A 24747-nucleotide genomic window follows, 5' to 3' on the forward strand; every position below is an offset into this window, starting at 1 on the left:
CATGTCCGAGCATGTCCAGGAGAAGATCAAGACCGTCCTGGCGGCGGTGCTCGCCAACGGGATCGAGCCCGCCGGCATCTCGTCCGACGCCGACCTGGTGGACGACTACGGGCTCGACTCACTGCAGATGATCTCGTTCCTGCTCGGCATCGAGGACACCTTCGACGTCGCGCTCGACTACGAGAACCTCGAACTGGACGACCTGCGGTCCGTGCGGCAGTTCGCGGACTTCGTGAGCCGGCTGGCACCGATCGCCCGATGACCGGGAAACAGGTCCGGCTCGGCACCTTCGACGCGGAGTCCCGGTGGCGCCCGGCAGACTTGGCGAACCTGCCGTCGATCGGGCGGGCCGGCACCGACCACACCGTCGCGGGCATGGACGAGCTGCTCGCGGGCTTCTGCGCGCCTGGCGACCTGCTCGTGACCCGGTGGCCGATGAACGACGTGCTCCGGTCCGGCCTGGCCGAGGCGGGCATCACGTTCGACCACGTCTGGACGGGCGGTGGTGCCGACGGCACCGTCGAAAGCCAGGTGGCCCGCGACAGCACGGTTCTGGACGCGCTGCGCGGATTCGTCGGCCTGGCGCCGTACGCGGTCCTGCCGGACACCGTCGCGCTCGCGGAACGCCTTGGCTTGACCGGGTTGCCGGACCTCGGCGTCGTGGCGGAGGTCAACTCGAAGACGTGGTCCAACGACCTGGTGCACCGGCTGGAGCTGCCCGGTGCGGCGCGACGCGTCGACTCGGTGGACGGTCTGGTCGCCGCGGTGTCCGATCTGGACGGTCCGGCGGTGGTGAAGGACCCGTACGGGGTGTCCGGCCGGGGGACCGTCGAGATCGGCACGCCGGGTGTGCTCGCCGCGGTCGAGCGGTTCCTGCGCCGACAGGTCGCCGGCGGCCGGCGGGTCGAGCTGCTGGTGCAGGAGAAGTTCCTGGTGCTGCACGACTTCTCCGCGCACCTGGAGATCCACCGCGACGGGACGTGGGTGTGGCTGGGCGTGCAGGCGATGACCAACCGGGGGTTCCGGCACCTGGGATCCGGCCCGGCGTGGCCGGGACTGGTCGACGAGGAGAGCTACCGTGCCATGCTCGCCCCGGTCGCCGACGCCGTCGGCGCGACGGGCTACTCCGGCCCTGCCTGCGTCGACTCGGCGGTGCTGGCGGACGGCAGGATCGTGCCGGTGCTGGAAGTCAACGCCCGGCACTCGCTCGGCCTGCTGACTAGGAGGCTCGACGAGCGCGGCACGCTGCCGGGGCTGCGCTGCCACCTGGTGCAGCTGGAACTGGTCGTGCCGCCCGGCGCTGGGGTGGCGGACCTGGTGGCGGCGCTGGGTTCCGCCCGCTGTCAGCACGGCGGGGCGGGCGTGACCGTGCTCAGCGGCAGTGCGCTGGCCGCGCCCGGAGGCCGGGTCTACGCGGCGGTGTTCTGCGCACCGGCCGAGCTGCCCGTCTGGCGCGACCGGCTGCACGCGGCCGTCGCCGCGGCGGGAATGAGCCTGAGGGGAGCGGCTCGTGCGGCTTGAGCTGGGTCTCATCGGCGCGACCGCGATCGCCGAACGAGCGATCGTGCGTCCGAGCGCCGCACACGACGACATCCACGTCCGAGCTGTCGCCGCGAGCGATGTGACTCGCGCCCGGGAGTTCGCGCACCGCAACGACATCCCTGTCGTGCATGCCACCTACGACGCACTCGTCGCCGACCCGGCCATCAACACGGTGTACATCTCGCTGCACAACTCCGCTCACCACCAGTGGGTCGTCCGCGCGGCGCGTGCGGGCAAGCACGTCATCGTGGAGAAGCCGTTGTGCCTCAACGAGAACGAGCTCGCCGAGATCCAGTCGGCGAGCGGTGACGTGAGGGTCGCGGAGGCGGTGCCCACCGCGGGTCACCCGTGGCAGGAGACGGTCCGGCGGGCGATCGCGGACCGGGGGTGCGGCGAGCTGCTCCAGGTCCGCACCGAGCTGGTCTTCGCCCCACCCACGCCCGGCGGCTACCGCGACCGCCCCGATCTCGGCGGTGGGATCTTCCTCGACACCGCGAGCTACTGGCTGCAGGCGGTGCAGGCGACGGTGGGACTGGGCGGGGTCACCGCGAGCGGCGAGTCGGCGTTCGACGGCCCGAACGGCGTCGACAGGTCGTTCGAGGCCCGGCTGGACTGGCCGGACGGCCGGCGGGCGAACCTGCACTGCGCGGTCGGGGACACCCACGTGGCGACCCACGAGTTCGTGTTCGAGCAGGCCACCATGAGCATCCGGAACTTCCTGCGCCCGGTGCTCGGACCGGTGCCGCTGAACCTCGTGGTGCGGAAGGAGGATCGGGAGGTGATCGGCTTCCCGGCCCGCTCGTACTACGCCGAGCAGATCACCGCCTTGCGAGACTGGCTGGTGGACGGCACGCCGTGGGGTGGCGAGCTGCCGGCGGCAGTAGAACGCGTCACCGCGATGGCGGCCGTGTACCGCGCCGCACAGCGGCGTGCAGCAGAGCGTGAACATCAGGGAGTCCGATGAACAACGAGCACCGCCTGCGGCTGGACGAGCACACGCTGCACCGTGTTCTGGACGTGTCCGGAGTCGATCCCGGCACGGTGACCGGGTGGGCAGAGCTGACCGAGGGCACCTTCAACACCGCCTACCGGATCACGACGTCCGGCGGCGGACTGGTGCTCAAGGTCGCGCCGAGCCCGGATGCCCCGGGGCTCACCTACGAGCGGGACCTGATGAAGACCGAGACCACCTTCTACCGCGCCGCTCACGGGCACGCGGTGGTGCCCGAGGTCGTGCACGCCGATTTCACCCGCACCGCGGTGGCGGCCGACTTCCTGTTGATGACAGAGATCGCGGGGGACAACCTGGCGGCGCGGAACCGAGCGCTCACCGCGTCGCAACGGGCCGCGTTGCGGGCGGACCTGGGCCAGGTCGTCGCGGGTCTGCACGAGGTCACCGGCACCGGCTTCGGCTACCCGCAGCTGGGTCTCGCGCGCACCTGGCGGGAGGGTTTCCTGGCCATGGTGGACGTCCTGGTCGCGGACGCGGACAGGTTCGCCGTCACCCTGCCCGAGCCCGCCGGGCGGATCGCGGACCTGATGCGCTCGCACGCTGATCTGCTCGACGAGGTCGAACGGCCCGTGCTCGTGCACTTCGACCTGTGGGACGGCAACGTCATGGTCGACGACCACCGGGTGACCGGGCTGGTCGACGGCGAACGCGCGTTCTTCGGCGACCCGCTCGCCGAGCTGGTCTCGCCCGCGTTGTTCGGCGACATCGAGCGGGATCGTGAGTTCCTGGCGGGCTACGGTGCCGCGCCGTTCACCCGGAGTGCCCGGCTGAGGCTGGCGATGTACCGCAGCTACCTCTACCTGATCATGCTGGTCGAGGGCACGCCGCGGCGGTGCTCGGGTCCCGGGCACGAGGAGCAGAAGAGGCTGGTGCAGAAGCACTTGAGCGCTGAGCTGGGGGCGCTGTGATCCAGATCCTCACCTCCGGGGTCGCGTTGGGCGTGCACGTCCCCGGGCTGCTGCTCGCGGACCGGTTGCGCGAGCAGGGTGCCGAGGTCGGCGTGAGCGTCGTCGAACGGCTGCTGCCCGAGCACAAGCTGCGGACCACGGCGGAGATGAAGGTGGCTTTCCACCGGGACTTCCGGCTCGCGCGCGCGGGCCAGCAGGTGCGCTCGGACCCGGTCAGCGTCGCGTCCGAGGAAGCGGTGTCCGCGGAGCTGGCGCACTGGCGAAACCTGCGCGTGCGGCAGTTCGTCGTGTTCTCCGGTTTCTGGTTGCCCGTGCTGGAACGGTATCTGTCCACTTGCGACAGCAAGCCGCTGGTCGACGTGTGCCATGTGGACTCCGTCGAGTCACCGTCGTTCCGCGGCAGCCCGGACGTCGGTGCCCGGCAGAGGTGGCTCATGCACGCGGACTCACGGACCCTCCCGTGCAGCATCCCGGTGACGAGGCAGCCGCCCGTTTCGTGGGAGGCCAGGGAGAACCGGCTCCTCGTGCACGGCGGTGGCTGGGGGATGGGCACCTATCGGGACAAGGCGCTCGACCTGCGAGCACGGGGCTTCGAACTGGACGTCGTCGCTTATGAGCTCGCCGACGTGTCGCACGACGACGACGGCGTTCGTCACCACCTGATGGACCCGAGCTGGCACCCGTGGCTGGACGACGGCTATCCACCGTTCTGCCAGGTCGAACCGGGTCACCCACCACGATACCGGCGCCGCACCGGCCATCACGGCTCGTTCGACCTGTGCCGGGTGGCGCGGGCGATGGTGAGCAAGCCCGGCGGCGGCACGCTGCTGGACTCGCTGTGGTCGGCCACCCCCGTCGTGTTGCTGGACCCGTTCGGCGACCACGAGCGGCGCAACGCCCGGCTGTGGCAGGACCTCGGGTTCGGTGTGCCGTTCGACGACTGGCAGGACTCCGGGTTCTCCCCGGAAATGCTCCGGCGCGCACACGAAGCACTGCTCGTGGCCCGCGATGACGTCCCCGACTACTCCCACGTGCTGATGGCAGGTGCCCGATGACGGATTGGCCGCTTTCCCTCTGGCAGACGTACGCACTCGGCCTGAACGACCGCATGCCGGGGTTCACCCGCGGCTCCTGGTTCACGATGAACGCGGTCGTCGAACTGCGCGGGCCTCTCGACCAGGCGCGCCTCGCGGCCGCTGTCGACCGGCTGGTGCGGCGGCACGAGATCCTGCGCACCGAGGTGACCGCGGCCGGCCAGGTCGTCAGCGCGCAACCGGGCGCGGGGCTGGAGGTTCATGACGACGACGAGTGGACGCACGTGCCGGTGCCGCTCGGCAACCCGGTGCGGGTCCGGCTGGCCAGGACCGGGCGGTCGACCCACGTCCTCTCGCTGCACGTGCACCACCTGGTCTCGGATCCGGCGACGCTGTGGATCCTGCTCGCCGACCTCGGTGCCCTTTACGCCGCCGAGGCAGGGGGAGCGGCCGCACCAGAGCCGGTGGCGCAGTTCGGCGAGTACGTCGCCGCCGAGGCCGAACAGGTCAGCCGAGGCCGCACGGCCGCGGAGGCGTGGTGGAGCCGGGCGATCGGCACAGCCGACCTGGCTTCGATCTCCGGCGCGCTGACGAGTCCGGCGTTCGCCTACCGCGAGGAGGTGCTGACCGCTGACGAGTTCGCGAGGGCGGAGCGGGCGTTCACGGCCCGGCGCAGCACGCCGCTGGTGTCACTGCTGGCCGCGATGGGCGACGGCATGGCAGCCCACGTCGACGGCGGCGACACCTTCGCGTTCACCACGATGTTCAGCAAACGCGACCGCCCGCGCTGGCAACGCGTGGCCGGCCCGTGCATGGTCCCGTCCTACCTGGTCGTGCCCGTCACCGACGACCATCGGCTCGTTCGCGACGCCGTGCTGGGCTGCGCGGCGCACGCCCGTTTCCCGGCGGACACCATCCGCACGATGAACCCGGCCATGGCCGACAAGATCATCCCGTTCTTCGAGTACATCACGCAGCAGCGGCCCGCCACTGTCGACTTCGGACCGATGACCGGACACGTCATCGCCGCCGCGGGCGCGAAGGACGTCGGAAAGGCCAAGGAACTCGGCATCCGGCTGCGAAAGACGAACGAGGGCGCGCTGCACGGCCATTTCAGCGCGGACGGGAACGGCTGGTCGGAGACGGCGACCCGCGCGGTCGTCGCCCATGTCGTCGATCAGATCCGCGGGCCAGGCGCAAGCTCTCACTCGGCGTCCCGCGCCGCTTCACCGGCGGGCTCCGGCGGACACACCGTCACCGGCACGTCGTTGGACCACGACGCCGAGTCCCGGTCCGACTCGATCACCATGCGCACGTAGTCCGCGTTCACCTGCGATCGCGGCACCCCGGCGACCATCGCGATGATCCGCGCGATCGACGCCGCGTCCCGCTCCTGCCGTGTCGCGGCCCGCCGAGCGCGCGATGGCTCCACGCGGCCGCCGACCGCCTTTCCCGCCGCTGACAGTCGCTGCACGACCGTTCCCCCTGGTTTCCGGACCTACGACTGCGCGGTGCCGAAGAGCACGCGGCCTTCCCGCGGATCACCCGTGTGCGCGCCGAACCACGCGATCGTCCGGCGCAGCCCCTCCTCGATGCCGACCGCCGGGCTCCACCCGAGCTCCTGTCCGGCCAGCGAGATGTCCGGGCAGCGGCGCTTCGGATCGTCCTCGGCCGCGTCGGTGAAGTGCAGCGGCGACCGGCTGTCCGTGAGCTCGCGAATCCGCAGTGCGAGCTCCCGGACGGTGATCTCCTGCGGGTTGCCGATGTTGACCGGCCCCCGGTGCTCGCTCGACGCCATCGCGAGCACACCGCGCACGAGGTCGTCCACGTAGCACAGGGAACGGGTCTGCTCGCCGGTTCCCATGACGGTCAACGGTTCACCGGCCAGCGCCTGCCGGATGAAGTTCGGCACCGCCCGGCCGTCGTACGGGCGCAGCCGCGGCCCGTAGGTGTTGAAGATCCGCACGATGCCCACGTCGACCCCCTCGGCTCGCCCGACGGACACCGTCAGCGCCTCCGCGAAGCGCTTGGCCTCGTCGTACATCGACCGGGGCCCGACCGGGTTGACGTTGCCCCAGTAGTCCTCCCGCTGCGGGTGCTGGTGCGGGTCTCCGTAGACCTCCGACGTCGAGGCCAGCACGAACCGCGCGCCGCGGTCGCGGGCCAGGCACAACGCGTGAAAGGTGCCGTTGCTGCCGACCCGCAGCGTCTCCACGGGGCGCGCCATGTACTGCGGCGGCGAAGCCGGCGAGGCGAAATGCAGGACGAGGTCCACGGGCCCGTCGACCGCGAGTCCGCCGCTGACGTCCGCCACGACCAGGTCGAACAGCGGGTCGTCGCGCAGGTGCGCCACCGCGCTCGGAGAACCGGTGGAGTAGTCGTCCACGCACACCACCTCTGTGCCGGCCGCTACGAGCGCCTCGCACAGGTGCGAGCCGAGGAAGCCGGCCCCGCCCGTGACGACAGCACGGTCGAAGCGCCTGTCTCGCGCACCGGGGTACACCTTCATCTGCGGTACCGACCCTCCTGGTTTGCCGGGCTCGTGTCAGCGACATCGGCGGGAGTGAGGTGACGGGAGGTCCTCGCTTCGTCCCTGACCGGCCAGAGCCCTGGCTCGGGAACGTTGCCGGGCGAGTTCGCGGTCGGACGGGTGCGTCGTGGTGTCGCCCGCACGCCCTCGAACCGGTTGCACGGGCGGTGCGGTGAGGCGCTCTGCTGAGCGTGAACTACCCAGCCGACGTTCCGGACCGCGCCATCAGGTGACGTGCAGGACGTCCGCGCCGTCGACCGTGGACCGCGTCACCGAACGGTTGTGGCCGAGCATGTCGGCCACGTAGTCGACGGTGGCGCAGGAGGACAGTGGACCGTCGCCGGACCCGTGCGTCTGGACGAGGACCAACCGCTGGGCGACCCTGAGCGACTCCTCGACCAGCTTGTTGAGGTCGAACGGCAACAAGAACCGCCAGAAGTCCACGTTCACGACGGCTTCCAGCGTGCGGTCCTCCAGCAGCGTGACGATGCCGAACAGGTGCTTGTTGTCCTCGGACACCGGTCGCGAGTGGTCGTAGCGGATGGTCTTGCCCGAAGGGCTCGGCCCGTCAGCGGGCCAGGTTCCCACGACCAGCGACGGCACGTCCTGGGGGACGAGATCGAGGATGCCCGTCGTGACGACGCCCAGGCCCTGTTCCAGGAAGCGGCCGACCATCTCCTCGTAGATCGGGATCTTGAGCGAGGCCGTCGCCTCCGAGGAGTAGCTGAACACCTCCACGTCGTACATGCCGTGTTTCTGGATGAAGTACTCGGTGTTGCGCTGCATCGACCTGTGGTTCTTGGACCACTCCGCGTAGTGCGGAATGTGGTAGGAGATCGTCTTGGAGTCGTACGTGAAGATCTCCGGCCTGCGTCCACTGTGGACGTAGAGGCGGTAGCCCAGCTCCAGGTCCTCGGGCCCCCAGCCCTGGAAGCTCTCGTCGAACCCGCCCACCTCGAGAAGCATGCTCTTCGGCAGCGACAGGCTGTTGGAGTAGACCCAGAGCCACGGGGCCCTCGTCTTGGCCAGGCTCTCGTGCGGAATGCGCTCGCGCTGGTCGAACTCGACCGGGCTCTCCGGTGGCGTGGTGTCCCCGGCCATCACGCGGTTCAGCGTCAGCCAGCTCGACTCGAACCTGGCTCCCATGTAGACCGATCCGGGAAACCGTTGGTGGAACTCGTAGTTCCGTTGTACCGAATCCGGCGCGATGACCATGTCCGCGTCGTGGAACACCAGGATGTCCCCCTCGGCGTTCGACGCGCCCAGGTTCCGGGCGGCCGCGCGACCCACGTTCCGTTCCGCCGTCACCACCCTCGTGGTGACCTCGCCGCCGATGTCGTCGAGCAGGCTGCCGACGGGCAACCCGGAGTCGTCGTCCACCACGACGATCTCCCAGAGCGCGGGGTCCAGGGTTTGTTTCTGCAGAGACCGGACCGTCCAGTCCAGACACTGCGGGACGCTGCGGAACGGCAGTACCACCGACAGCTTTTTCCGGTTGCGATTCAACGTCGAATGACCTTCCGCGAAGCTCATGTCGCCATGCTAGTGAGGGTGAACATGGGTGTCCATTTCGCAATGTATACGGTCAATGGACTGGATTGACGTGTTTCAGATTGGGAACCGGCGCGAAACGGCAGATCACCGGCGAAAGCATTCGGTCACGAGGACTGGCGGACGAGCCGCTGATCTCCGAGGTAGAGCACGTCCACCTCGGTCTCGGCGAGGAACTGCCGCGCGTCGTCAGGCGTGTCGACCATGGGGCTGCCGGCCACGTTCATCGACGTGTTGAGCAGCACCGGGGCCTCACCACGCTCCTCCAGGGCCGTCAGGACGGAATGCAGGTACGGGTGCTGGTCGGCGCCGACGGTCTGGACCCGGCTGGTCCCGTCCGCGTGCACGATGGCCGGGGCCCGGTCCATGGTCTCCTCCCTGGCCATGTACGCGTAGGTCATGTACGGGGACAGGAGTTTGCCGTCGAAGAAACGCTTCAGGTCTTCGGCCCGCACCATCGGTGCGACTGGCCGGTACGATTCCCGGCGTTTGATCTGCTCGCTCACGCGCACCCGGATCTCGTCGTTGCGCGGGACAGCCAGGATCGACCTGTTGCCCAGTGCCCTGGGGCCGGATTCCGACGCGCCGGTGTAGAGCGCGACGACGCGGCCCGCGACCAGGTCGTCGGCCATCGTGGTGACGGACGTCCTGGTCGCCCTGATTCCGTAGTCGCGGCCCAGGTACGGGCTTGATGTCACCGTCTCGGGGTAGCGGTTCCACACCGCGCCCAGCGACTGGCCGGTGTCGGACGGCATGGAGGGGATGAAGAAGTCGCTGTAGATTCCGCTGTTCGCCAGCCGGCCGTTCGCCACCACGTTCATCGCGCAACCGCCGACCAGGGCGAGGCGAGGCGACAGTGGACGGAACCGGGCGGCGACCTCCAGCAGTTCTTCCTCCCATTCCTTCTGCACGGTGGCAGCCAGGTGGCGGCGTTTCTCGTCGGGCGTGCGGGAGTAGACGTCGCTGATGCCGTAACGCCGGCGGAGGTGGTCGACACCGTCGAGGTTCGCCCGGTTGAAGTCGTCGACATCGGCTCGGATGCGGGCGGCGAGCGCGGGGTCGTGCTGGCCGAACGCCGACAGCCCCAGCATCTTCCCGCTGTCGGAGGCGTTGGCGATCATGTAGTCCGGCTGGACGGTGATCTGGGTCGCGGTCCCGTACACCCGCCCGGTCAGGAAGGTGTGCTGGAGAACGGCGACGCGGTCCACCCGGCCGTGGTCGTAGAGGTACATCGAGGTGGCACCGTCCTCCGACCAGCCGTCGGCGCACAGCACGAGACACTGGTCGAAGCCGGACGGCAGGGCGGTGCCGATGTGGTTGAGGTGATGACCGGTGATCACCGGGGTGAACTCCCGCCGGCCGATCCTGATCGGGTGCGCCAGGTCGTACTTGGCACTCCACTTGGCGACCAGCACCTCGTCGACGTCGTCTGCGTCGGCGCCGACATAGCGGAGGGCGGCCTCGACCGTGTCGTCCATCTGCTCGGCGGTGGCCGCGACGTGCTTGATCCCGAGCACCCGTTCGGACTCGAGGTGGAGCAGCACCCGGCCGTTGGAGGCGATCGTGACGTTCGAGTCGTGATCGCCGAAGAACATTGATACGACAAGCCGACCGTGCCGATTCTTCATGTGGAATCCTTAACGGTGCGCCAACGGAAGTGGAAATGCGTACCCCTGAGCCACGAGTTCCCGGAGAAGGCTCTCCGGCAGGCGACACGTCTTCAGGGAAGGGCACATCGCGACATCCACCGGTGCGGAGCCCTCCGCGTCGACGGTGAAACTCCGCGGCCCGCGATGCGGGTCATCGATTCGCAGGACCTGGCCGGAGTAGCTCACCCACGGCACGAGGACGTAGGAGGCATCCTCGTCGAACGTGAGCGGTTCCTTCATGCCGTAAGCCTCGAAGAAGACCTGTGCGGCAGGGTCTTCGTAGTCCTCGTAGATCCTGCGCCCACCGCCGAGCAACGCCCTCCGCTCGTCGAGGTGCTCCAGGACCGGCGACTTCTTCAGCGGCGCGGGATCGCCGTGCAGCCCATCGACGATGTCGTAGGTCCGCGTGGCCACAGCGCTCGCCGAGAACTCGACGCGGGCCCGCTCGAGGGCGGCGTCCTCCACGACAACGGTCGACATCCTGTGCACCGCCCCCAGGACGGCGTCCGCCAGCGCGACGGGGTCCACGACAGGCCCTCTGACCGACCGGCGGACGGGCACCAGCGTCAGCTGCTGGGGAAACCACTCCTGCCACCCGCGGGGACCGCCCCATTCCGACGTCACCACCTGATGACCGTTGACCAGGGACGCCAGGATGGACGCGCCGAAGTTCTCGTCGGAGAGCAACGTCGGATGCACGAAGATGTACGGCTCAAGGTGCACGTTGTAGAACAGCCAGTCCCGCGGTTTGGTCCCGTGCCACGTCACCACGTCGCCCAGGCCCAACGTCTCCGCGAGCTCTCGCAGGAACGCGCCGTAGTCCGGATGTTTGATGCCCATCATCGGACTGCCACCGCTGTTGTCGCCGCCGAAGACGTCGAACGTGATCGTCGGCGCGGAGTCGTGCGAGGTGCGCAGGATCCACATGGCGAGCAACACCGTGTGCAGGTTCTTCTGCTCCGCGACGCGCCCGACGTAGGCCAGCCGGGTGGTCCGGGGCCTGGTCTCCCGTTCCCCGCCGTTGAGCTTGAACTGGTCCACCAGGGGGAACGGGATGACGCGGACCTGGGCGTTCGGGAAGCAAAGACGGGTCGCGGCCGCTTCCGACTCGGAGGACGTCACGAACACGTCCTTCTCGGTCAGGGCGTCCGGGAGATCACCGAAGGCGTGAAAGCCCTCGGTGGAGTCGCCGTGGACGTAGAGGATCATCGGCGCGTCCACCCCCAACTGCGAGCGCAGGCGGAGTGCGATCTCCACGGTCGCCGGTATCACGGTGATCAGGACGATGACCTTCAACCGCGCGGCGGTGGCTTCGACGTCCCGCTGGATCTCCGGCAGGACGGGCACGCACAGGGTGCGGACGTTCTCCGGCTTGAACCGGCCGATGTCCGCCCAGACGCGCTCGATGGACGGGAAGATCTCCTGCATGCTCCACCACCAGTCCTTCTCCCGGGTGGTCAGCACCAGTACGTCATCGTGGTTCGACATGTACTTTTCCCCAGATCCGATGTCGGTGCCGTCCGGTTCAGGTACGCCCGGCGAGAGCTGATTTCACAGCCGCGTCAAGGGTTTCCAGCGCGCGGTCGATGTCGCCGGTGGAGACGGTGAGTGGCGGCAGGAGCTTCACGACCTCGCCCTCCGCACCACAGGTCTCCACCAGCAGACCCCGCTCGAACGCCGCGGTGCTCACCTGGCCGGCCATCTCGCCGCCCGCGGTGCGCAGGCCCCAGACGAGGCCACGGCCCCAGGCCGTCAGCCCCGCCTCGGGATAGGACGCCGCGATCTGCTCGAGCCCGCCGGCGACGCGTTCGCCCTTGGCCCTGGTGGACTTCTCGAGCCGGTCGTCGCTCCAGTAGGCGCGCAGCGCCTCGGCCGCGGTCACGAACGCCAGGCTGAACCCGCGGAAGGTGCCGTTGTGCTCCGCCGGCTTCCACACGTCCAGCTCGGGCCGGACCAGCGTGAGCGCCATCGGCAGCCCGTAGCCGCTGATGCTCTTCGACAGGCACACGATGTCCGGCTCGATCCCGGCGTCCTCGAAGCTGAAGAAGGAACCGACGCGACCGCAACCCATCTGGATGTCGTCGACGATGAGGAGGATGCCGTGAGCCCGGCACACGTCGGCGAGATTCCGCAGCCACCCGGCGCGGGCGACGTTGATCCCGCCTTCGCCCTGCACGGTCTCCACGATGACGGCGGCCGTCCCGCCGAGGCCGCCGGCGGAGGCCGCCAGCAGTCCCTCGACGTCCGCGATGCCGGCGCTGTGCTCGTCGTAGGGCAGTTCCACGCGGTTCGGAAGTGGGACCCCGGCACTGCGGCGGATCGCCGGGCTGCCGTTCACCGAGAGCGCTCCCAGGGTCATGCCGTGGAACGCGTTGCTGAAGTGGGCCAGCCATTTCCTCCCGGTGACCCGGCGCGCGAGCTTGAGCGCCGCCTCCACCGCGTTCGCGCCCGACGGACCGGGGAAGACGACCTTGTAGTCCAGCCCCCGCGGAGCGAGGATCTTCTCCTCCAGCGTCTCCAGCAGGTCCGCTCTGGCCACCGTCCACATGTCCAGGGCGTGCGTGACCCCGTCCTGTTCCAGGTAGTCGATGAGCGCCTGCTTGAGAACCGGATCGTTGTGCCCGTAGTTGAGAGTGCCGGCCCCGGCGAAGAAATCCAGGTACGGCGTGCCGTCCACGCCGTAGAGCCGGCTCCCCGCCGCCCGGTCGAACACCACCGGCCACCGCCGGCTGTAGCTGCGCACCTCGGAGTCGAGCCGTTCGGCGGTGCTCATGATGACGCGCCAGTCGTCCACAGCAACGCCGCGGCCGCGGCGGACGCCTTGTGGTACGCCTGCCGCTGCACGAGCGAGGTCACGCTGTTGCCGTCCAGGACGTCGGACGTGACCTCCTGACCCCGGACCGCGGGCAGGTCGTGCATGAACACCGCTTCCGCCGATCCGCTGAAGCGCCTCATCAGGTCCTTGGTGATGGCGAAGCCCGCGAAACGGGACAGCCAGTCCTGGTCCTCACGGGCAGCGCTCATCGAGTGCCACCGCGTCGTGTAGACCGCGTCGGCCGGAGCCGGTGCGGCAGGCACTTCGTGGTGCTGTCGAACGACTTCTCCGCCGCGGATGGCGTTCAGCGACTCGATCTCGTGCGCCGGGAAGCCCGAGCCGTCCGGGCTGTACACGTCGAGCCCGCCGAACGGCAGCTTGCCGACGAGCAGTGCCAGCGCCCGAGCCGTGTTGTTCACCTCGCCCAGGTAGGCGAGGCGCAGGCCCTCGACGTCACCGAAATGTTCGCGCAGCGCACAGAGGTCCGCGATCGCCTGGGTGGGATGCTCCTCGTAGGTCAGGGCGTCGATCGTCGCCGGCACGTGCACCGCGAGCTCGGCCAGGTCGCGCTGCGGGCCGTTGGTGCGGGCGACGACGACGTCGAGGTGGTTCGCCAGCATGGCGCCCGTGTCGCTCCATGTCTCACCCGTGGAGATCTGCAGATCGGCCTGTCCGAGGTGCAGCACGTCGCAGCCGAGGGTCAGCGCCGCGCTCCAGAACGAGATCCGGGTCCTGGTCGACGGCGCGGTGAACACCAGGCCCACCCTCGTTCCGGCCAGTCGGCCCGCGAACGTCTCCGGCGCCTGTCCGTAGCGGAACGCGATGTCGCCGATCGTCGTGATGTCCTTCGCGCTGAGGTCCGCCAGGCTCAGCAGTGGTCGTCGGTTCGAACGTCCAGCAGTCACGGAAAACCCCAGTCCTCTGCTCAGTCCAGATAGCGTTCGGGACCGCCGTCGCGCACGGTGTCCAGGGTGACGCAGTGGAATCCGCCGCCGAGCACCCGTGAATGGCGCAGCCGGCGCGGCGCGACCGTGATGCCCTTGGACTCGAGCAACCGGATCAGGTCCGGCTGGTTTTGATCGACGATGGCCAGTTCCGGGCTGACCATCAGCAGGTTCATCCCCACCCAGGGCGTGCTCAGCGTGCGGGACAGCAGTGGTGCCACCGGTTCGTTGATCGGCGGGCACCAGATCACGTCCCAGCCCCGCAGCACGTCCGGGATGGTGTCCGGCCGCACGCGCTCGGGGTTGAGCAGCACCAGACCCGGCCGCAGGAAGCAGATCGTGCTGTCGATGTGCGTGCCCTGGTACAGGCCGCGCAACGGATGCACCCGGATGTCGCCGAGCAACCGCAACGTCGACTGCAACCAGCGCAGGCCGATCTCGTTGCCGCTGCGGGAGACCTGGTAGAAGACGTCACGACCGAGACGCAGGACGTTGGCCGCCTCGAACGCGGGTTCCGCCTCGCCCAGTGTCGGGTTGCCCGCCTCGTCGGTGAGGAACAGCTCGTCCCGCAGCTGTGGCCGCGGGGCGCCGAGCCAGTGCGCACCGCGCAGCAGGTAGTCCTGGAACAGTTCCCTCAGGTTCGACAGCTCGAAGTACCGGCCACGCGACGGGCTCGGCGTCTCGATGATCGTCGAGCCGACGACGAGGGCGAGGTCGCGCGGGCAGTACGAGTGACGGCCCCGAGTGCGCCAGCCGGGACCACCGAACTCCTGCTCATGATCGGACGCGGGCGGCTGGTGCACCACCACACCCATCTCGCGCAGTGTCACGACGAGATCGGCCAGGTCCTCGTTCGTCTCCTCGATCACCCGCTGGGGGAACTGCCCGCCGACCTGTTCCCGTTCGGACGGTGAGAGCTCGGGATAGTCGTTGAGCCAGGCCGAGAGATCGGTCTGCGCCGGAACTCCCGCGCGCGTGGCGTCACCGACGATGATCTCCCGCAGCGGGTTGAACTCGTCCCACGAGTTCACCGCTTTCGGCCGGTACTCCGGTGGCACCACCTGATCGATGCCGGGGTCTGCTGTGGACTGTGTGCCGGGCAGCACTGCCATGTGTTCGTTCCTCCTGTGCGCTCTTCGGCTGTTCTGGCGCTGCTACTCCGGTACGCGCGTGCCCCAGCGGCGGAACGTCAGGGCGGATGCGCAGATCATGGTCCGCATCAGCCAGCGGTCCGTTCCGTCGAAGCGCGCCGTGAACGGGGTGCGGGCGTGCACGACCCGCTTGTTGTCGAAGATCAGCAGGTCGCCCCTCTCCATCACGTGCGAGATCGCGGCTTTGTCCAGCGCCACACCGAGTTCACGCAACGCGTCCGCGGCCTCGGTGTCGGCCTCGTCGAGAGGTTCCAGGTGGTGCGTGTCGTAGGCGATCTCCGGCGAGGACTCCGATCCGGACAGGATCGCGAGGCGGCGCATCGACACCTCGCCCGGCAGCACGTGCGCGGGGTCCGGGCGCACGTGATAGCGCGGCTGGCGGAGCACCGCGATCTGGTCGGGGGAGAGGTCGACGTCCTTCGCCTGGGAGTACTTGGACGCCCCGGAGGGATCGCCCCGCAGGCACAGCAGGCCGGCGTAGTCGCAGCGGTCGTCGCGGAAGCTGTCCTCGCAGTGCCAGTCGAGCATGCCGGTGCTGCTCTGGCTGGTCTGGGTGAACTCCATCTTCCGCACCGGCACCATGTTCTGGACGATGCGGCCGTGGTAGAGGCTCGCGTAGTTGAAGGGCTCCCCGAGCATGACCGTCACCGAGGTGAGCAGCAACGAGGCGTACTGCGCCGGCCCTGGAGGCGGTGGCGCGTACGGGGCGACCGCCGTCGCGGGAAGCTCGGCGCTGTCCGGCAGCAGCCCCCGCAGCAGGATCACGTCCCCCTCCGGCGCGTAGCGGCGGTACTCGATGACGCGGCGGCGCAGCTCGGCGGGCAGGAGCTGGTTCACCTGGAGTGCCAGGTCGACGAACTCGTCCGGCGTGAGCGTCTCGAGGTCCCTGCCGTCGACGAGCCCGCCGATCCCGGTCCACAGCTCTTCGGCCTCGTGCGGCTGGAGCCCGATCGACGACGTCGGTTGCTTCGTGCTAGTTCCCACTTCGGTCCCCTCATCCACTGGAAACGTCGAACCGCGCGAAAAGCCGCTCGCGCGTCGGCGCGTCCGGAGTTCGGAAATACAACAGATCGTGAGACGTCTTCGTGGTCTGCACGCGAATCGCGAGATCCGCGTCGTCGGTCCAGTCGAAGACGATGCAGGGTCCGGACGCGATTTGCCCCGATAATTGCTCCAGCGCGCTGGAGATGTTCGCCTCGGTGATTTCGATCAGCAGCCATTTGTTCGGATTCGGCACCCGGCCGTCGAGTGCGCGTACCGCGTACTCGAACCGGAGTATCGCGTCGAGCGGCTTCAAATCACCATGCTGCAGGTCGAAGCTCCTGTCAAGGATCCACTGCACCGCCGAATCCGGGCCGCAATGCTTGGACGTGAAGTAGGTGAGGTTCCTGCGCCACTCCTCGTAGTGCAGGTCCGCGGACGGGTCGGCGGCGTACTCGTGATAGGTGGCCGCCCGCGGGTTGTACGCGAACAGCAGGCCGCGCTTGCGCAGCCGATAGCCCAGCTCGGAGTCCTCCAGGCCCCAGCCCAGGAAGTTCTCGTCGAACCCTCCAGCCTCCAGGAGGTGCTCTCTGCGCACGGACGCGTTGCACGTGAACATGTAGTGCCAGCACGTGGCGATGTCGTTCAGGTTCTCGGAGAGAGCGGCCCAGATCCGCTCCCGGTGGTCCCTCTCCCCGATGGGCGGATGGTCCCGGCCGTGCGCCATCCGGGTGACGGCCGCCGCGCCGGAGTCGCCTTTCGCCAGGTAGTGGCGCGGTCCGATGACCACGAGGTCGCGGTGCAAGGCGTGCGAGCGGATGTGGTGACCCACGAAGTCCGGCGGCAGGACCTGGTCGGCGTCGACGAAGATGACGAGATCACCGCCTGCCGCGGACACCCCGCGGTTGCGCGCACGTGCCCTGCTCGACAGCTCCGTTCTGGGAATGAACTCGTGGCGGATTCCGCGTTCAACGGGCAGGCTTGACAGCAGGTCCGATGTCCCGTCGTCGGAACCGTCGTCCACGACCACCACGTCGAACTTGTCGTGACAGCTCAGGCGTTGCCGGTCCAAAGAATTCAAACAGGCTTCGAGGGATGCGCGCGCGTTGTAGGAGGGAATGACGACCGAGGCGTGCATGGGCTCCGTTCTAGCACGACGGAGTGGACATTGGTACGGGTCAAAGAATCAGCGGTGTCCCGGTAGTGTCCGCGCCATGCCCATTGTGGAAGCACTGAATCTCACGAAAGTGTTCCGCCGGCCGGAGAAGGGACCTGGCCTGGCCGGGGCGTTGAAACACCTGGTCACCCGGCGATACCGGGAAAAAGTCGCGGTCGACGGCGTCGACCTGTCGATCGAGGCCGGCGAGGCGGTGGCCTACGTGGGTCCCAACGGTGCGGGGAAGTCCACCACGGTCAAGCTGCTCAGCGGCATCCTCGTGCCGACGTCGGGCACGGTCCGCATCGACGGCCTGCATCCGCAGCGCGACAGGATGGCGATCGCGCACCGCATCGGGGTGCTGTTCGGCCAGCGCACGCAGCTGTGGTGGGACCTGCCGGTGGGGGAGTCGTTCGCCGTGCTGCGCGACATGTACGGCGTCGACCACGCCACCTATCGCCGGCGACTGGCCCGCTTCGACGAGGTCCTCGAACTGGGCGAGATCCTGCCGACGCTCGGTCGCAAGTTGTCGCTGGGGCAACGGATGCGGGCGGATCTCGCGGCGGCGCTGCTGCACGGCCCGCGGGTCGTCTACCTCGACGAGCCCACCATCGGGCTGGACCTCGCCGTCAAATCGCGGGTGCACGAGTTCTTCCGGGTCCTGCGCGACGAGGGCACCACCGTCATGCTGACCAGCCATGACCTGGCTGACATCGAGGGGTTCTGCCACCGGCTCGTGATCATCGACTCGGGCCGGATCATCTTCGACGGCGCCCTGGAGGCGGTGAAGGACGAGTTCGCCCGTGAGCGGGTCCTGCACGTCGAGACCGAGAAACCGGTTCCTCTCAACGCTTTGCGGGCGTCGCTGCCGAGCGCCGAGATCACCGTCGAGGACGTGCCGACGCACTACGCGGTGCGCTTCGACCGGTTCGCGATGACGGCAGGGCAGGCGATCACCGCACTGGCCGGTCTGGCGAACATCGTCGACGTCCGCGTCGACGAGCCGAACATCGAGGACGTCATCCGCCGCGTCTACTCCGGCGAGCTCGTGCTGAACGCGCGGGGCCCGGCTCAGTGAAGGCGTACCGGGCGCTGGCCCGTGCGACCGCGGCGAGCGCGCTGACCTACCGGGCCAACTTCCTGCTGGGCCTCGGCGGCGTGTTCTTCCAGCTCGTCGCCTTGCTGGCGGTGTGGCGGGTGTTGCTGGCGGACTCGGAGGTGCAGGGCTTCACCTGGCCGCAGATGCGCGGCTACCTGCTGGTGGCGTTCGCCGCCGGGACGCTGGTGTCGATGCAGGGCGACTTCCGGATGGCGTTCCGGATCCGCAGCGGCATGGTGGCGCTGGACCTGGTCAAGCCGGTCGACTACCAGAAGGCGCGGTTCGCCGAGACGCTCGGCGGGGTGTGGGTCGAGGTGCTGGTGGTGGCCGTCGTCGGCGGTGCCACGCTCGTGCTCGCCGGTGGAGTCGGCGCACCCCCGGTGCCGTACCTGATGCTCTTCGTGCTGAGCATGGTCCTCCTGGTGCCGCTGAAGTTCCTCATCGTCTACGTCAGCACGCTGGCCTGCTTCTGGACGGAGAACTACATGGGAGTGCAGTGGGCCCGCGTCGCCGTGATCAACTTGTTCTCCGGCGCCCTGATCCCGTTGGCGTACCTGCCGGGCTGGCTTGCCGCGGTGGCCCAGTGGTCACCGTTCGCCGGTCTCACCTCGACCCCGGCGCTGATCTTCACCGGCCACGTCGACGGCGCCCGCGCGCTGACGCTGGTGGCGGTCCAGCTCGGTTGGGTGCTCGCGCTCTGGTTCGCCGCCCGCCCGATCTGGCGCGCCGCGGTGCGCCGGCTCACGGTCAACGGAGGCTGAGCCGATGCGCACCGCCCGCCTGTACCTGCGACTGCTGGGCGCGCACCTGCGCGCGCTGCTGGAGTACGAGGCCGACTTCTGGATCCTGGCGGCGGCCACGGTGCTCACGCAGGTGGTCAACGTCGTGTTCCTGTCCGCCCTGTTCGCCAAGGTGCCGACACTCAACGGGTGGACCTTCTGGCCGGTCCTCATGATGTTCGGCGCCGTGGCGCTGGCCGAGGGCGCGGGCTCGCTGTTCTTCGAGGGCATGTGGAACCTCGCCCTGCGGATCAACACCGGCGAGCTCGACTACTACCTCGTGCGCCCGTACCCGGTCGTGCTGCAGGCGAGCAGTGCCGAGATCGGGATCAACGGCCTGAGCAACATCGTCATCGGCGGCCTGATGATCGGCACGGCGGTCGTGCACGCGGACGTCGCCTGGTCGCCCGGCACGGCCCTGTTCGGCGTCGTGCTGCTGCTGAGCGCGATCGTGATCAAGGTGTCGATCAACCTGGCCACCAACTCGATGTCGTTCTGGCTCTCGAGCCCCGAACCGCTGTTCGCGTTCGCCGTGCACCAGGTCGGCGATCTGGCGCGGTTCCCGTTGTCGATCTACCCGTTCGCGCTCAAGGCGGTGCTCGGCTTCGTCTTGCCGTTCGCCTTCATCGGGTTCTTTCCCGTCGCGTTCCTGCTCGGCGACGGCAACCTCGGCTGGGTCGGGCTGCTGACCCCGGTGGTCGCGGTCTATTGCGCCGCGGTCGCGCTGGTCATCTTTCAGCGAGGGCTGCGCCGATATGACAGTGCGGGCAACTGAAGGGTGGTGTGCGACTGCCGGAAAACGACAGTTGAACGACGACTTATGCCACGAACGCTGGAATTGAATGCGTCACCCGTGCCGCTTCGCTGCATGCTGCGGGGCGATGTCCGCGACCGGCACCGCGGTGGAATGGACGGCACGATCCGCTTCCCGTCCTCGGGTTCGACCGCATGATCGTCCAGCCGGTGCAGCGGTAGCCTGCCGGATTCCCAGAGCCGTGGCGACGGGTTTCCCCAGCGCCCGCAGGGCGGCGATGACGTCCTCCGCGCTCACACCGGTCGGTTGTACGCGGACCCGCCAGGCCGCCTCCCGCGCCGCTGTTCCCCGTTTACGCGCACATTCCGGCCTCGGTTGACCACTTCCCGACGTCGTGGTTATGGTCACCGTATTCCGCTCGAGCACTACGAGCACAAAGCGATGTGACCGGTGATCCGCCGACGCGGGTTCCCGATTCAGCTGGTCACCGCTTCACTCCCACCTCTCATGCGTTGAGAAATGTGAATCGGCCGACGCCGCACCATCGGCTCGGCGGCTTGTTCACCCCGGAACACGCGAGTGATTGGGCGCCGAATGAACAATGTTCTGCTGATAGGTGGTGGGCGCTGGGGGCGCATCGTCGCCGGCACGGTGCTCGGCCACCGCCTGGCCGACCGGATCACCCTGGTCACGGAGCACAACCTCGACAGATGCCGGCGGTGGGCAGAGGGCAGGGACGGGGTCCAGGTCGTGCGAGAGGTTCCCGCCGACCTGGCCGGGTTCGACGCGGGAATCATCGCGAACCGGCCCTCGCGGCACGCCGGCGCCGCCACGACCCTGCTGCGCGGAAACCTGCCGGTTCTGGTGGAGAAGCCGTTCGCGGCGCACCCCGACGACGAGCGGGCCCTGCTGGACCTCGCCGATCGCACGGGAACACCGCTGGCGATCGACCACGAGTTCCTGCTCGCGTCCTGGGCGGCGGAACTCTGCCGGCTGCTCGGCGAGGTGAAGAAGCTGCACATCGTCTGGCGTGAGCAGCGGTCAGCCACCTACGGCACCGAAGTGCGGACCACGGACCTGAGCGTCACGGCCGTACGGGACCTGATGCCGCACGTGCTCAGCATCCTGACTGTCCTGTTGGGAGCGTCCGATCCCGTTGGGATCAGCCTCTCCCAGCGTGCTGAGGAGGACGGGTTCGAGGCCGAGTTCGGCTACGCCGGGGTCGAGGTCACCTGCGAGGTGCTGCGGAACTCCACGGGGCGCCATCGCAGGGTGTACGTGAACACCGACGAGTTCACAGTGGACTGGGACTCCGACAAGGCGACGGTGACCCGAGCCGGTGGCGAACCGGCACCTCTCGGTGGCGACCAGCCGGGCGCCCTGGTGCGCGCGTTGACCGCGTTCCTCGGCGAGGCGGATGACCGGTCGGTCCTGCTTGCCGGGAACTGCCGGCACATCCTCGACGGGACGTGGGCTTTCGAGAACGCGTTGATCGCCGACATCGAGCACACGCTGACCACGATGGACCCCGGCAAAGCCGACGTGGTCGATCGCGTTGCCGTGGTGGTCCGCACCAGAGTCGCGGGCGCCCTCGAACGAGCCGGGCTCGTCGCCCACGCCGGCGACTGGAACGGCGTGGCGGAACTCGCGCGCGAGCTGGCCACGATCACGACGCGGATGGCGGACACCCCGTTCGCCCCGCTGGAGGACCTGCGGGCGCGGCTCGGCCGGGACCGCGAGTCCTTCGCGTCGCTGATCCAGGTGTTCGGGCAGGTGCCCGACCTGAGCGTGCCGCTGTTGTCCGGGCAGTCGGCGAAGTACTGGCACAACACCCTGTTGCCGATGGAGTCGGCGGGGGTCTTCGACGCCGTGCTGGCGGGCAAGCCCCGTCACCCGTACCGGGTCGGCCTGTACCCAGGGCCCGTCTGCATGTTCCACTGCACCTTCTGCGCCAGGGTCGAGGGCGAGCGCTACGACACGGCCGAGATCGCCACCGGCGAGGAACTGCTCGGCAAGGTGATCGACGAGGCCCCTGCGGACGACCCGGCCACCTTCTACATCTCCGGCGGCCTCGAACCGCTGACCAACCCGTCCCTGGGCCGGCTGGTCGAGCGGGCGGCGGCGCGTGGTTTCGCACCGGTCTGCTACTCGAACGGGTTCGCGCTCACGCCGCAGATCCTCACCAGGCAGCCGGGCCTGTGGGACCTCAGCGCGATCCGGATCTCGCTGTACGGGCTGGACGAGCAGGAGTACGCCGCGACCACCCGGCGCACCGGGGCGTTCAGCCGGGTGCAGGGCAACGTGGCCCGGTTCCTCCGCCTCCGCGAGGAGCGGGGCGCACCTGTGCGGGTCGGCATGAACTACGTCGTGCTGCCCGGCCGGGTGGAACGGCTGCCCCGGCTGATCGACCACATCGCGAAGATCAACGAAACCGCGCCGGACCGGCCGATCGACTACCTGACCCTGCGCGAGGACTACAGCGGACGCGACGGCGGACGGCTGTCGGAGTCCGAGCGCGTGGAGTTGCTCAGCGCGTTGTGCGCGCTGGAGGACCGGGCCGCCGAACTGACGCCGACGTTGCACGTCGACTACGGGTACGCGCTGCAGGCCGTTCGCCGGGGCGGTTCGGCGACGCTGCCCTACTCCTCGCCGGAGCTGATGCGGGGCAGAGGCTATCCGCAGGCATCGGTGGTAGTGGATCTTCGTGGCGACGTCTACCTCTACCGCGAGGCGGCTTTCCCCGGTCTGCCGGGCGCGCTGCGTTACGTGATCGGCCGGGTGTCGCCGACCCTCGGACTGGAGGAGATCGTCTCGGACTTCCTGGCGGACCCGGCCAGGACGGTCGAACCGATCGAGGGCGACGAGCTCTTCCTGGATGCCTTCGACCAGGTCGTCACCGCGCGGCTGCGCCAGCTCGACGCGGACGTGGACGCGGGCTGGGCGAGCTACCGGGGGTTGCTGCGGTGACCCGGCCGGCGACCCACGGCGTGCGGATGAGGTGCCTTGCCGTCGGGGCTGAAGTTTCACCGGCGGCCAGTGTCCCTTGTGGAGGTGGAACAGCCATCCGACTCTCGGAAGAGTTGAGGCGGCGGCCGTTCTGGCACGATCGCGGTCATGAAGCGCGTGGTGGTCCTCGGACGTGGCGGCGCGGGCAAGTCCACCCTCGCCGCCACCCTGGGCACCGCGACCGGGCTCCCCGTAGTCGAGCTCGACCAGCACTTCTGGGGACCGGCCCTGGAGGCGACCCCACCCGACCGCTGGGCGGTCGTCCAAGGCGAACTCGCGGCCGCCGACCAGTGGATCATGGACGGCGACCTCGGCCCCTACGACGTGCTCGGCGTCCGTCTCCGCAGGGCGGACACCGTCCTGCTGCTCGACTACTCCTTCCCGCGTTGCGCCTGGCAGGCGCTGCGCCGCTCGCGGGAGCGCGCAGACTTCTGGCTCTGGGTGTGGTCGTGGCGCCGCCGGCACCGGCCGCTCCTCCTCGACGCGCTCACCACTCACGCCCGCGGCGCGGAGCTGCGCGTGTTCCGGAATCCCCGTGCGACGGCACGGTTCGTGGCACAGGTCCGGCGCGACCACACCCGGTCGTGACGGTCCGTCACCAGGGCACAGGTGTTCCGGGCAGATCCGCCCGGTCCAAGCTCCCGGGCACCGCACCAAGACCACCTGGGAGCCGGCACGCCGCGCATGTCCTCCTGGTGCCGGAGGACGACCCGGAAGTCGTCCTCATCACGGCGGACGCCGGGTCGTCCGCCGCACGGACCGTGCGCCGGCTGGACAGGCGGACGGTCTGAACCGACGCTGTGACCGCCTCTGGCCGGGGACTGCCTCTGGCCGGGGCTGGGAACCACTCGCCCGAATGGTCACACGCCCTGAAGAGGCGGGTGCGGCTCGTCCGGGGTGGGCGGTGTCCGGGCGTTGAGGTCTCGCGCTTCCTGAAGTTGGTCTTCCAGTGTGACGATGCGGCAGGCGGCGTCCATCCCGATGCCTTCGTCGACCAGTTTGCGGACACGGGCGGCCAGGCGCAGCTGGTCGCGGGAGTAGCGGCGGTGCCCGCCGGGGGAGCGTTGCGGCTCGATGAGCTTCGCCTCGCCGAGGCTGCGCAGGAACGCCGCGGTGGTGTTGAGCATCTCCGCGGCGCGGCCCATGGTGTACGCGGGGTAGTGGTCGTCATCGAGGTTCTCGGCCGCGTTCTGCGGCTCGCTGGATTCGGGCCGGGGTGTCTCAGGGGTCATCGCGCCTCCGCATCACGAGGGGCCCCGATGCCGTAAGCACCGGGGCCCCAAGGGTTTGTTGGGTTTCACTTCCATCAACCGGCCGTGAGGCCGGTTTTGCATGTCCGCGTGACCCGCTTCGAAGCCGGGACCCGCGGGGATCGTTGCTTGTGCGTAACCGGAGACCACCTGCCAATCTGATGGAACTGCGGTACCCGCTCGGCGGTGTTCTGCCGGAGGCGGGCGATCCGATGGTGTGCGACCCTTCCCTTCTCCTCTGGTACTGACTTCCTGCTGACTTGCGCTTGCCTTGTCGAACGACGTTCTCTCTCTACCTACATGCAGGATATTACACCTTACCGACCGAGGATATCTACCCTCGTCGCTGTAGTTTTTCTCGATCAGGTGGTGCGGCGCCTGTCGGTCCTGGTCACGGCCGCGCGGAAGCGTGGAAGGGGAGCGCCACGAGGTCGGACCGGTGCCCCCTGGAGATCAGGACGCCGGGTCTCGGCGGACGTGGGTGGCACGCCCTCGCGAGACCGTGACCCGGGGCCCGTGAGCGCGCGACCCGTGAGGCCGCGAGCCCGCCCGCCGGTCAAGCGAAAAGTTGGCCGATATGCGCCAC

At 69.0% G+C, this 24747-nt stretch carries 21 protein-coding genes; 11 read left to right on the forward strand and 10 right to left on the reverse strand.

All coding sequences use genetic code 11. The annotated features are described in order from the left end of the window. The first annotated feature begins 1 nt into the window (after nucleotide 1). Genes ACRSBM_RS15090 through ACRSBM_RS15115 form a run of 6 tightly spaced genes read left to right on the forward strand, consistent with a single transcriptional unit; the run spans nucleotide 2 to nucleotide 5815 of the window. On the forward strand, nucleotides 2-262 hold the full coding sequence (locus tag ACRSBM_RS15090) for an acyl carrier protein (protein WP_434444007.1): 261 nt from the start codon (nucleotides 2-4) through the stop codon (nucleotides 260-262). After that, nucleotides 259-1521 (forward strand): hypothetical protein, encoded by a 1263-nt coding sequence (locus ACRSBM_RS15095; RefSeq protein WP_434444008.1) that lies wholly within the window; start codon nucleotides 259-261, stop codon nucleotides 1519-1521. Before ACRSBM_RS15090 ends, ACRSBM_RS15095 begins: the two co-directional genes overlap by 4 nt. Next, nucleotides 1511-2506 carry a Gfo/Idh/MocA family protein gene (locus ACRSBM_RS15100; RefSeq protein WP_434444009.1) on the forward strand — a complete coding sequence of 332 codons (996 nt, stop codon included), beginning with the start codon at nucleotides 1511-1513 and terminating at the stop codon, nucleotides 2504-2506. The genes ACRSBM_RS15095 and ACRSBM_RS15100 overlap by 11 nt, the downstream gene beginning before the upstream one ends. Then, nucleotides 2503-3462, forward strand: a complete 960-nt coding sequence (locus tag ACRSBM_RS15105; protein WP_434444010.1) for a phosphotransferase family protein — start codon at nucleotides 2503-2505, stop codon at nucleotides 3460-3462. Before ACRSBM_RS15100 ends, ACRSBM_RS15105 begins: the two co-directional genes overlap by 4 nt. Next, a complete protein-coding gene (locus ACRSBM_RS15110; protein ID WP_434444011.1) occupies nucleotides 3459-4517 on the forward strand; it encodes a hypothetical protein in 1059 nt (352 codons plus the stop codon). The genes ACRSBM_RS15105 and ACRSBM_RS15110 overlap by 4 nt, the downstream gene beginning before the upstream one ends. Further along, the gene (locus ACRSBM_RS15115; protein WP_434444012.1) at nucleotides 4514-5815 is read left to right on the forward strand and encodes a condensation domain-containing protein; all 1302 of its coding nucleotides are present in this window, start codon (nucleotides 4514-4516) and stop codon (nucleotides 5813-5815) included. Before ACRSBM_RS15110 ends, ACRSBM_RS15115 begins: the two co-directional genes overlap by 4 nt. A gap of 179 nt (nucleotides 5816-5994) precedes the next feature. On the opposite strand, the gene ACRSBM_RS15120 is transcribed toward ACRSBM_RS15115, so the two are convergent. The 9 genes from ACRSBM_RS15120 to ACRSBM_RS15160 form a co-directional block, all read right to left on the reverse strand. Beyond that, nucleotides 5995-7005 carry a UDP-glucuronic acid decarboxylase family protein gene (locus ACRSBM_RS15120; RefSeq protein ID WP_434444013.1) on the reverse strand — a complete coding sequence of 337 codons (1011 nt, stop codon included), beginning with the start codon at nucleotides 7003-7005 and terminating at the stop codon, nucleotides 5995-5997. A gap of 246 nt (nucleotides 7006-7251) precedes the next feature. Continuing rightward, nucleotides 7252-8559 (reverse strand): glycosyltransferase family 2 protein, encoded by a 1308-nt coding sequence (locus ACRSBM_RS15125; protein ID WP_434444014.1) that lies wholly within the window; start codon nucleotides 8557-8559, stop codon nucleotides 7252-7254. A 125-nt stretch (nucleotides 8560-8684) separates the two neighbouring features. Next, the gene (locus ACRSBM_RS15130; protein WP_434444015.1) at nucleotides 8685-10205 is read right to left on the reverse strand and encodes a carbamoyltransferase C-terminal domain-containing protein; all 1521 of its coding nucleotides are present in this window, start codon (nucleotides 10203-10205) and stop codon (nucleotides 8685-8687) included. A 9-nt stretch (nucleotides 10206-10214) separates the two neighbouring features. Further along, nucleotides 10215-11714, reverse strand: coding sequence for a glycosyltransferase (locus tag ACRSBM_RS15135; protein WP_434444016.1), 1500 nt, complete (start codon nucleotides 11712-11714; stop codon nucleotides 10215-10217). Nucleotides 11715-11751: 37 nt separating this feature from the next. Then, nucleotides 11752-12999, reverse strand: coding sequence for a diaminobutyrate--2-oxoglutarate transaminase (ectB, locus tag ACRSBM_RS15140; RefSeq protein ID WP_434444017.1), 1248 nt, complete (start codon nucleotides 12997-12999; stop codon nucleotides 11752-11754). Then, the gene (locus ACRSBM_RS15145; protein WP_434444018.1) at nucleotides 12996-13946 is read right to left on the reverse strand and encodes an ornithine carbamoyltransferase; all 951 of its coding nucleotides are present in this window, start codon (nucleotides 13944-13946) and stop codon (nucleotides 12996-12998) included. Before ACRSBM_RS15145 ends, ectB begins: the two co-directional genes overlap by 4 nt. A 20-nt stretch (nucleotides 13947-13966) precedes the next feature. Then, complete coding sequence (locus ACRSBM_RS15150; protein ID WP_434444019.1) at nucleotides 13967-15097, reverse strand: inosamine-phosphate amidinotransferase 1; 1131 nt, start codon at nucleotides 15095-15097, stop codon at nucleotides 13967-13969. Nucleotides 15098-15139: 42 nt separating this feature from the next. Continuing rightward, on the reverse strand, nucleotides 15140-16120 hold the full coding sequence (locus tag ACRSBM_RS15155; RefSeq protein ID WP_434444020.1) for a TauD/TfdA family dioxygenase: 981 nt from the start codon (nucleotides 16118-16120) through the stop codon (nucleotides 15140-15142). Between the two features lie 10 nt (nucleotides 16121-16130). Beyond that, entirely contained in the window at nucleotides 16131-17255 is a 1125-nt protein-coding gene (locus ACRSBM_RS15160; protein ID WP_434444021.1) for a glycosyltransferase family 2 protein, read from the reverse strand. Nucleotides 17256-17331: 76 nt separating this feature from the next. Between ACRSBM_RS15160 and ACRSBM_RS15165 the strand changes: the two genes are divergently transcribed. The 5 genes from ACRSBM_RS15165 (at nucleotide 17332) to ACRSBM_RS15185 (ending at nucleotide 23499) form a co-directional block, all read left to right on the forward strand. Further along, nucleotides 17332-18351: an ABC transporter ATP-binding protein gene (locus tag ACRSBM_RS15165; RefSeq protein WP_434444022.1), complete on the forward strand. Its 1020-nt coding sequence runs from the start codon at nucleotides 17332-17334 to the stop codon at nucleotides 18349-18351. Further along, nucleotides 18348-19133 (forward strand): ABC transporter permease, encoded by a 786-nt coding sequence (locus ACRSBM_RS15170; protein ID WP_434444023.1) that lies wholly within the window; start codon nucleotides 18348-18350, stop codon nucleotides 19131-19133. Before ACRSBM_RS15165 ends, ACRSBM_RS15170 begins: the two co-directional genes overlap by 4 nt. Before the next feature lie 4 nt (nucleotides 19134-19137). Next, complete coding sequence (locus ACRSBM_RS15175) at nucleotides 19138-19926, forward strand: ABC transporter permease (RefSeq protein ID WP_434444024.1); 789 nt, start codon at nucleotides 19138-19140, stop codon at nucleotides 19924-19926. A gap of 573 nt (nucleotides 19927-20499) precedes the next feature. After that, a complete protein-coding gene (gene desII, locus ACRSBM_RS15180; protein ID WP_434444025.1) occupies nucleotides 20500-22872 on the forward strand; it encodes a dTDP-4-amino-4,6-dideoxy-D-glucose ammonia-lyase in 2373 nt (790 codons plus the stop codon). Between the two features lie 147 nt (nucleotides 22873-23019). After that, nucleotides 23020-23499 carry a hypothetical protein gene (locus tag ACRSBM_RS15185; protein ID WP_434444026.1) on the forward strand — a complete coding sequence of 160 codons (480 nt, stop codon included), beginning with the start codon at nucleotides 23020-23022 and terminating at the stop codon, nucleotides 23497-23499. A 272-nt stretch (nucleotides 23500-23771) separates the two neighbouring features. Here the strand turns inward: ACRSBM_RS15185 and ACRSBM_RS15190 are convergent, their stop codons facing one another. Then, on the reverse strand, nucleotides 23772-24143 hold the full coding sequence (locus tag ACRSBM_RS15190; protein ID WP_434444027.1) for a MerR family transcriptional regulator: 372 nt from the start codon (nucleotides 24141-24143) through the stop codon (nucleotides 23772-23774). Nucleotides 24144-24747 lie beyond the last annotated feature (604 nt).

Origin of the sequence: Lentzea xerophila, assembly GCF_051094245.1 — a bacterium.
In the GTDB taxonomy this organism is placed as follows: domain Bacteria; phylum Actinomycetota; class Actinomycetes; order Mycobacteriales; family Pseudonocardiaceae; genus Lentzea; species Lentzea xerophila.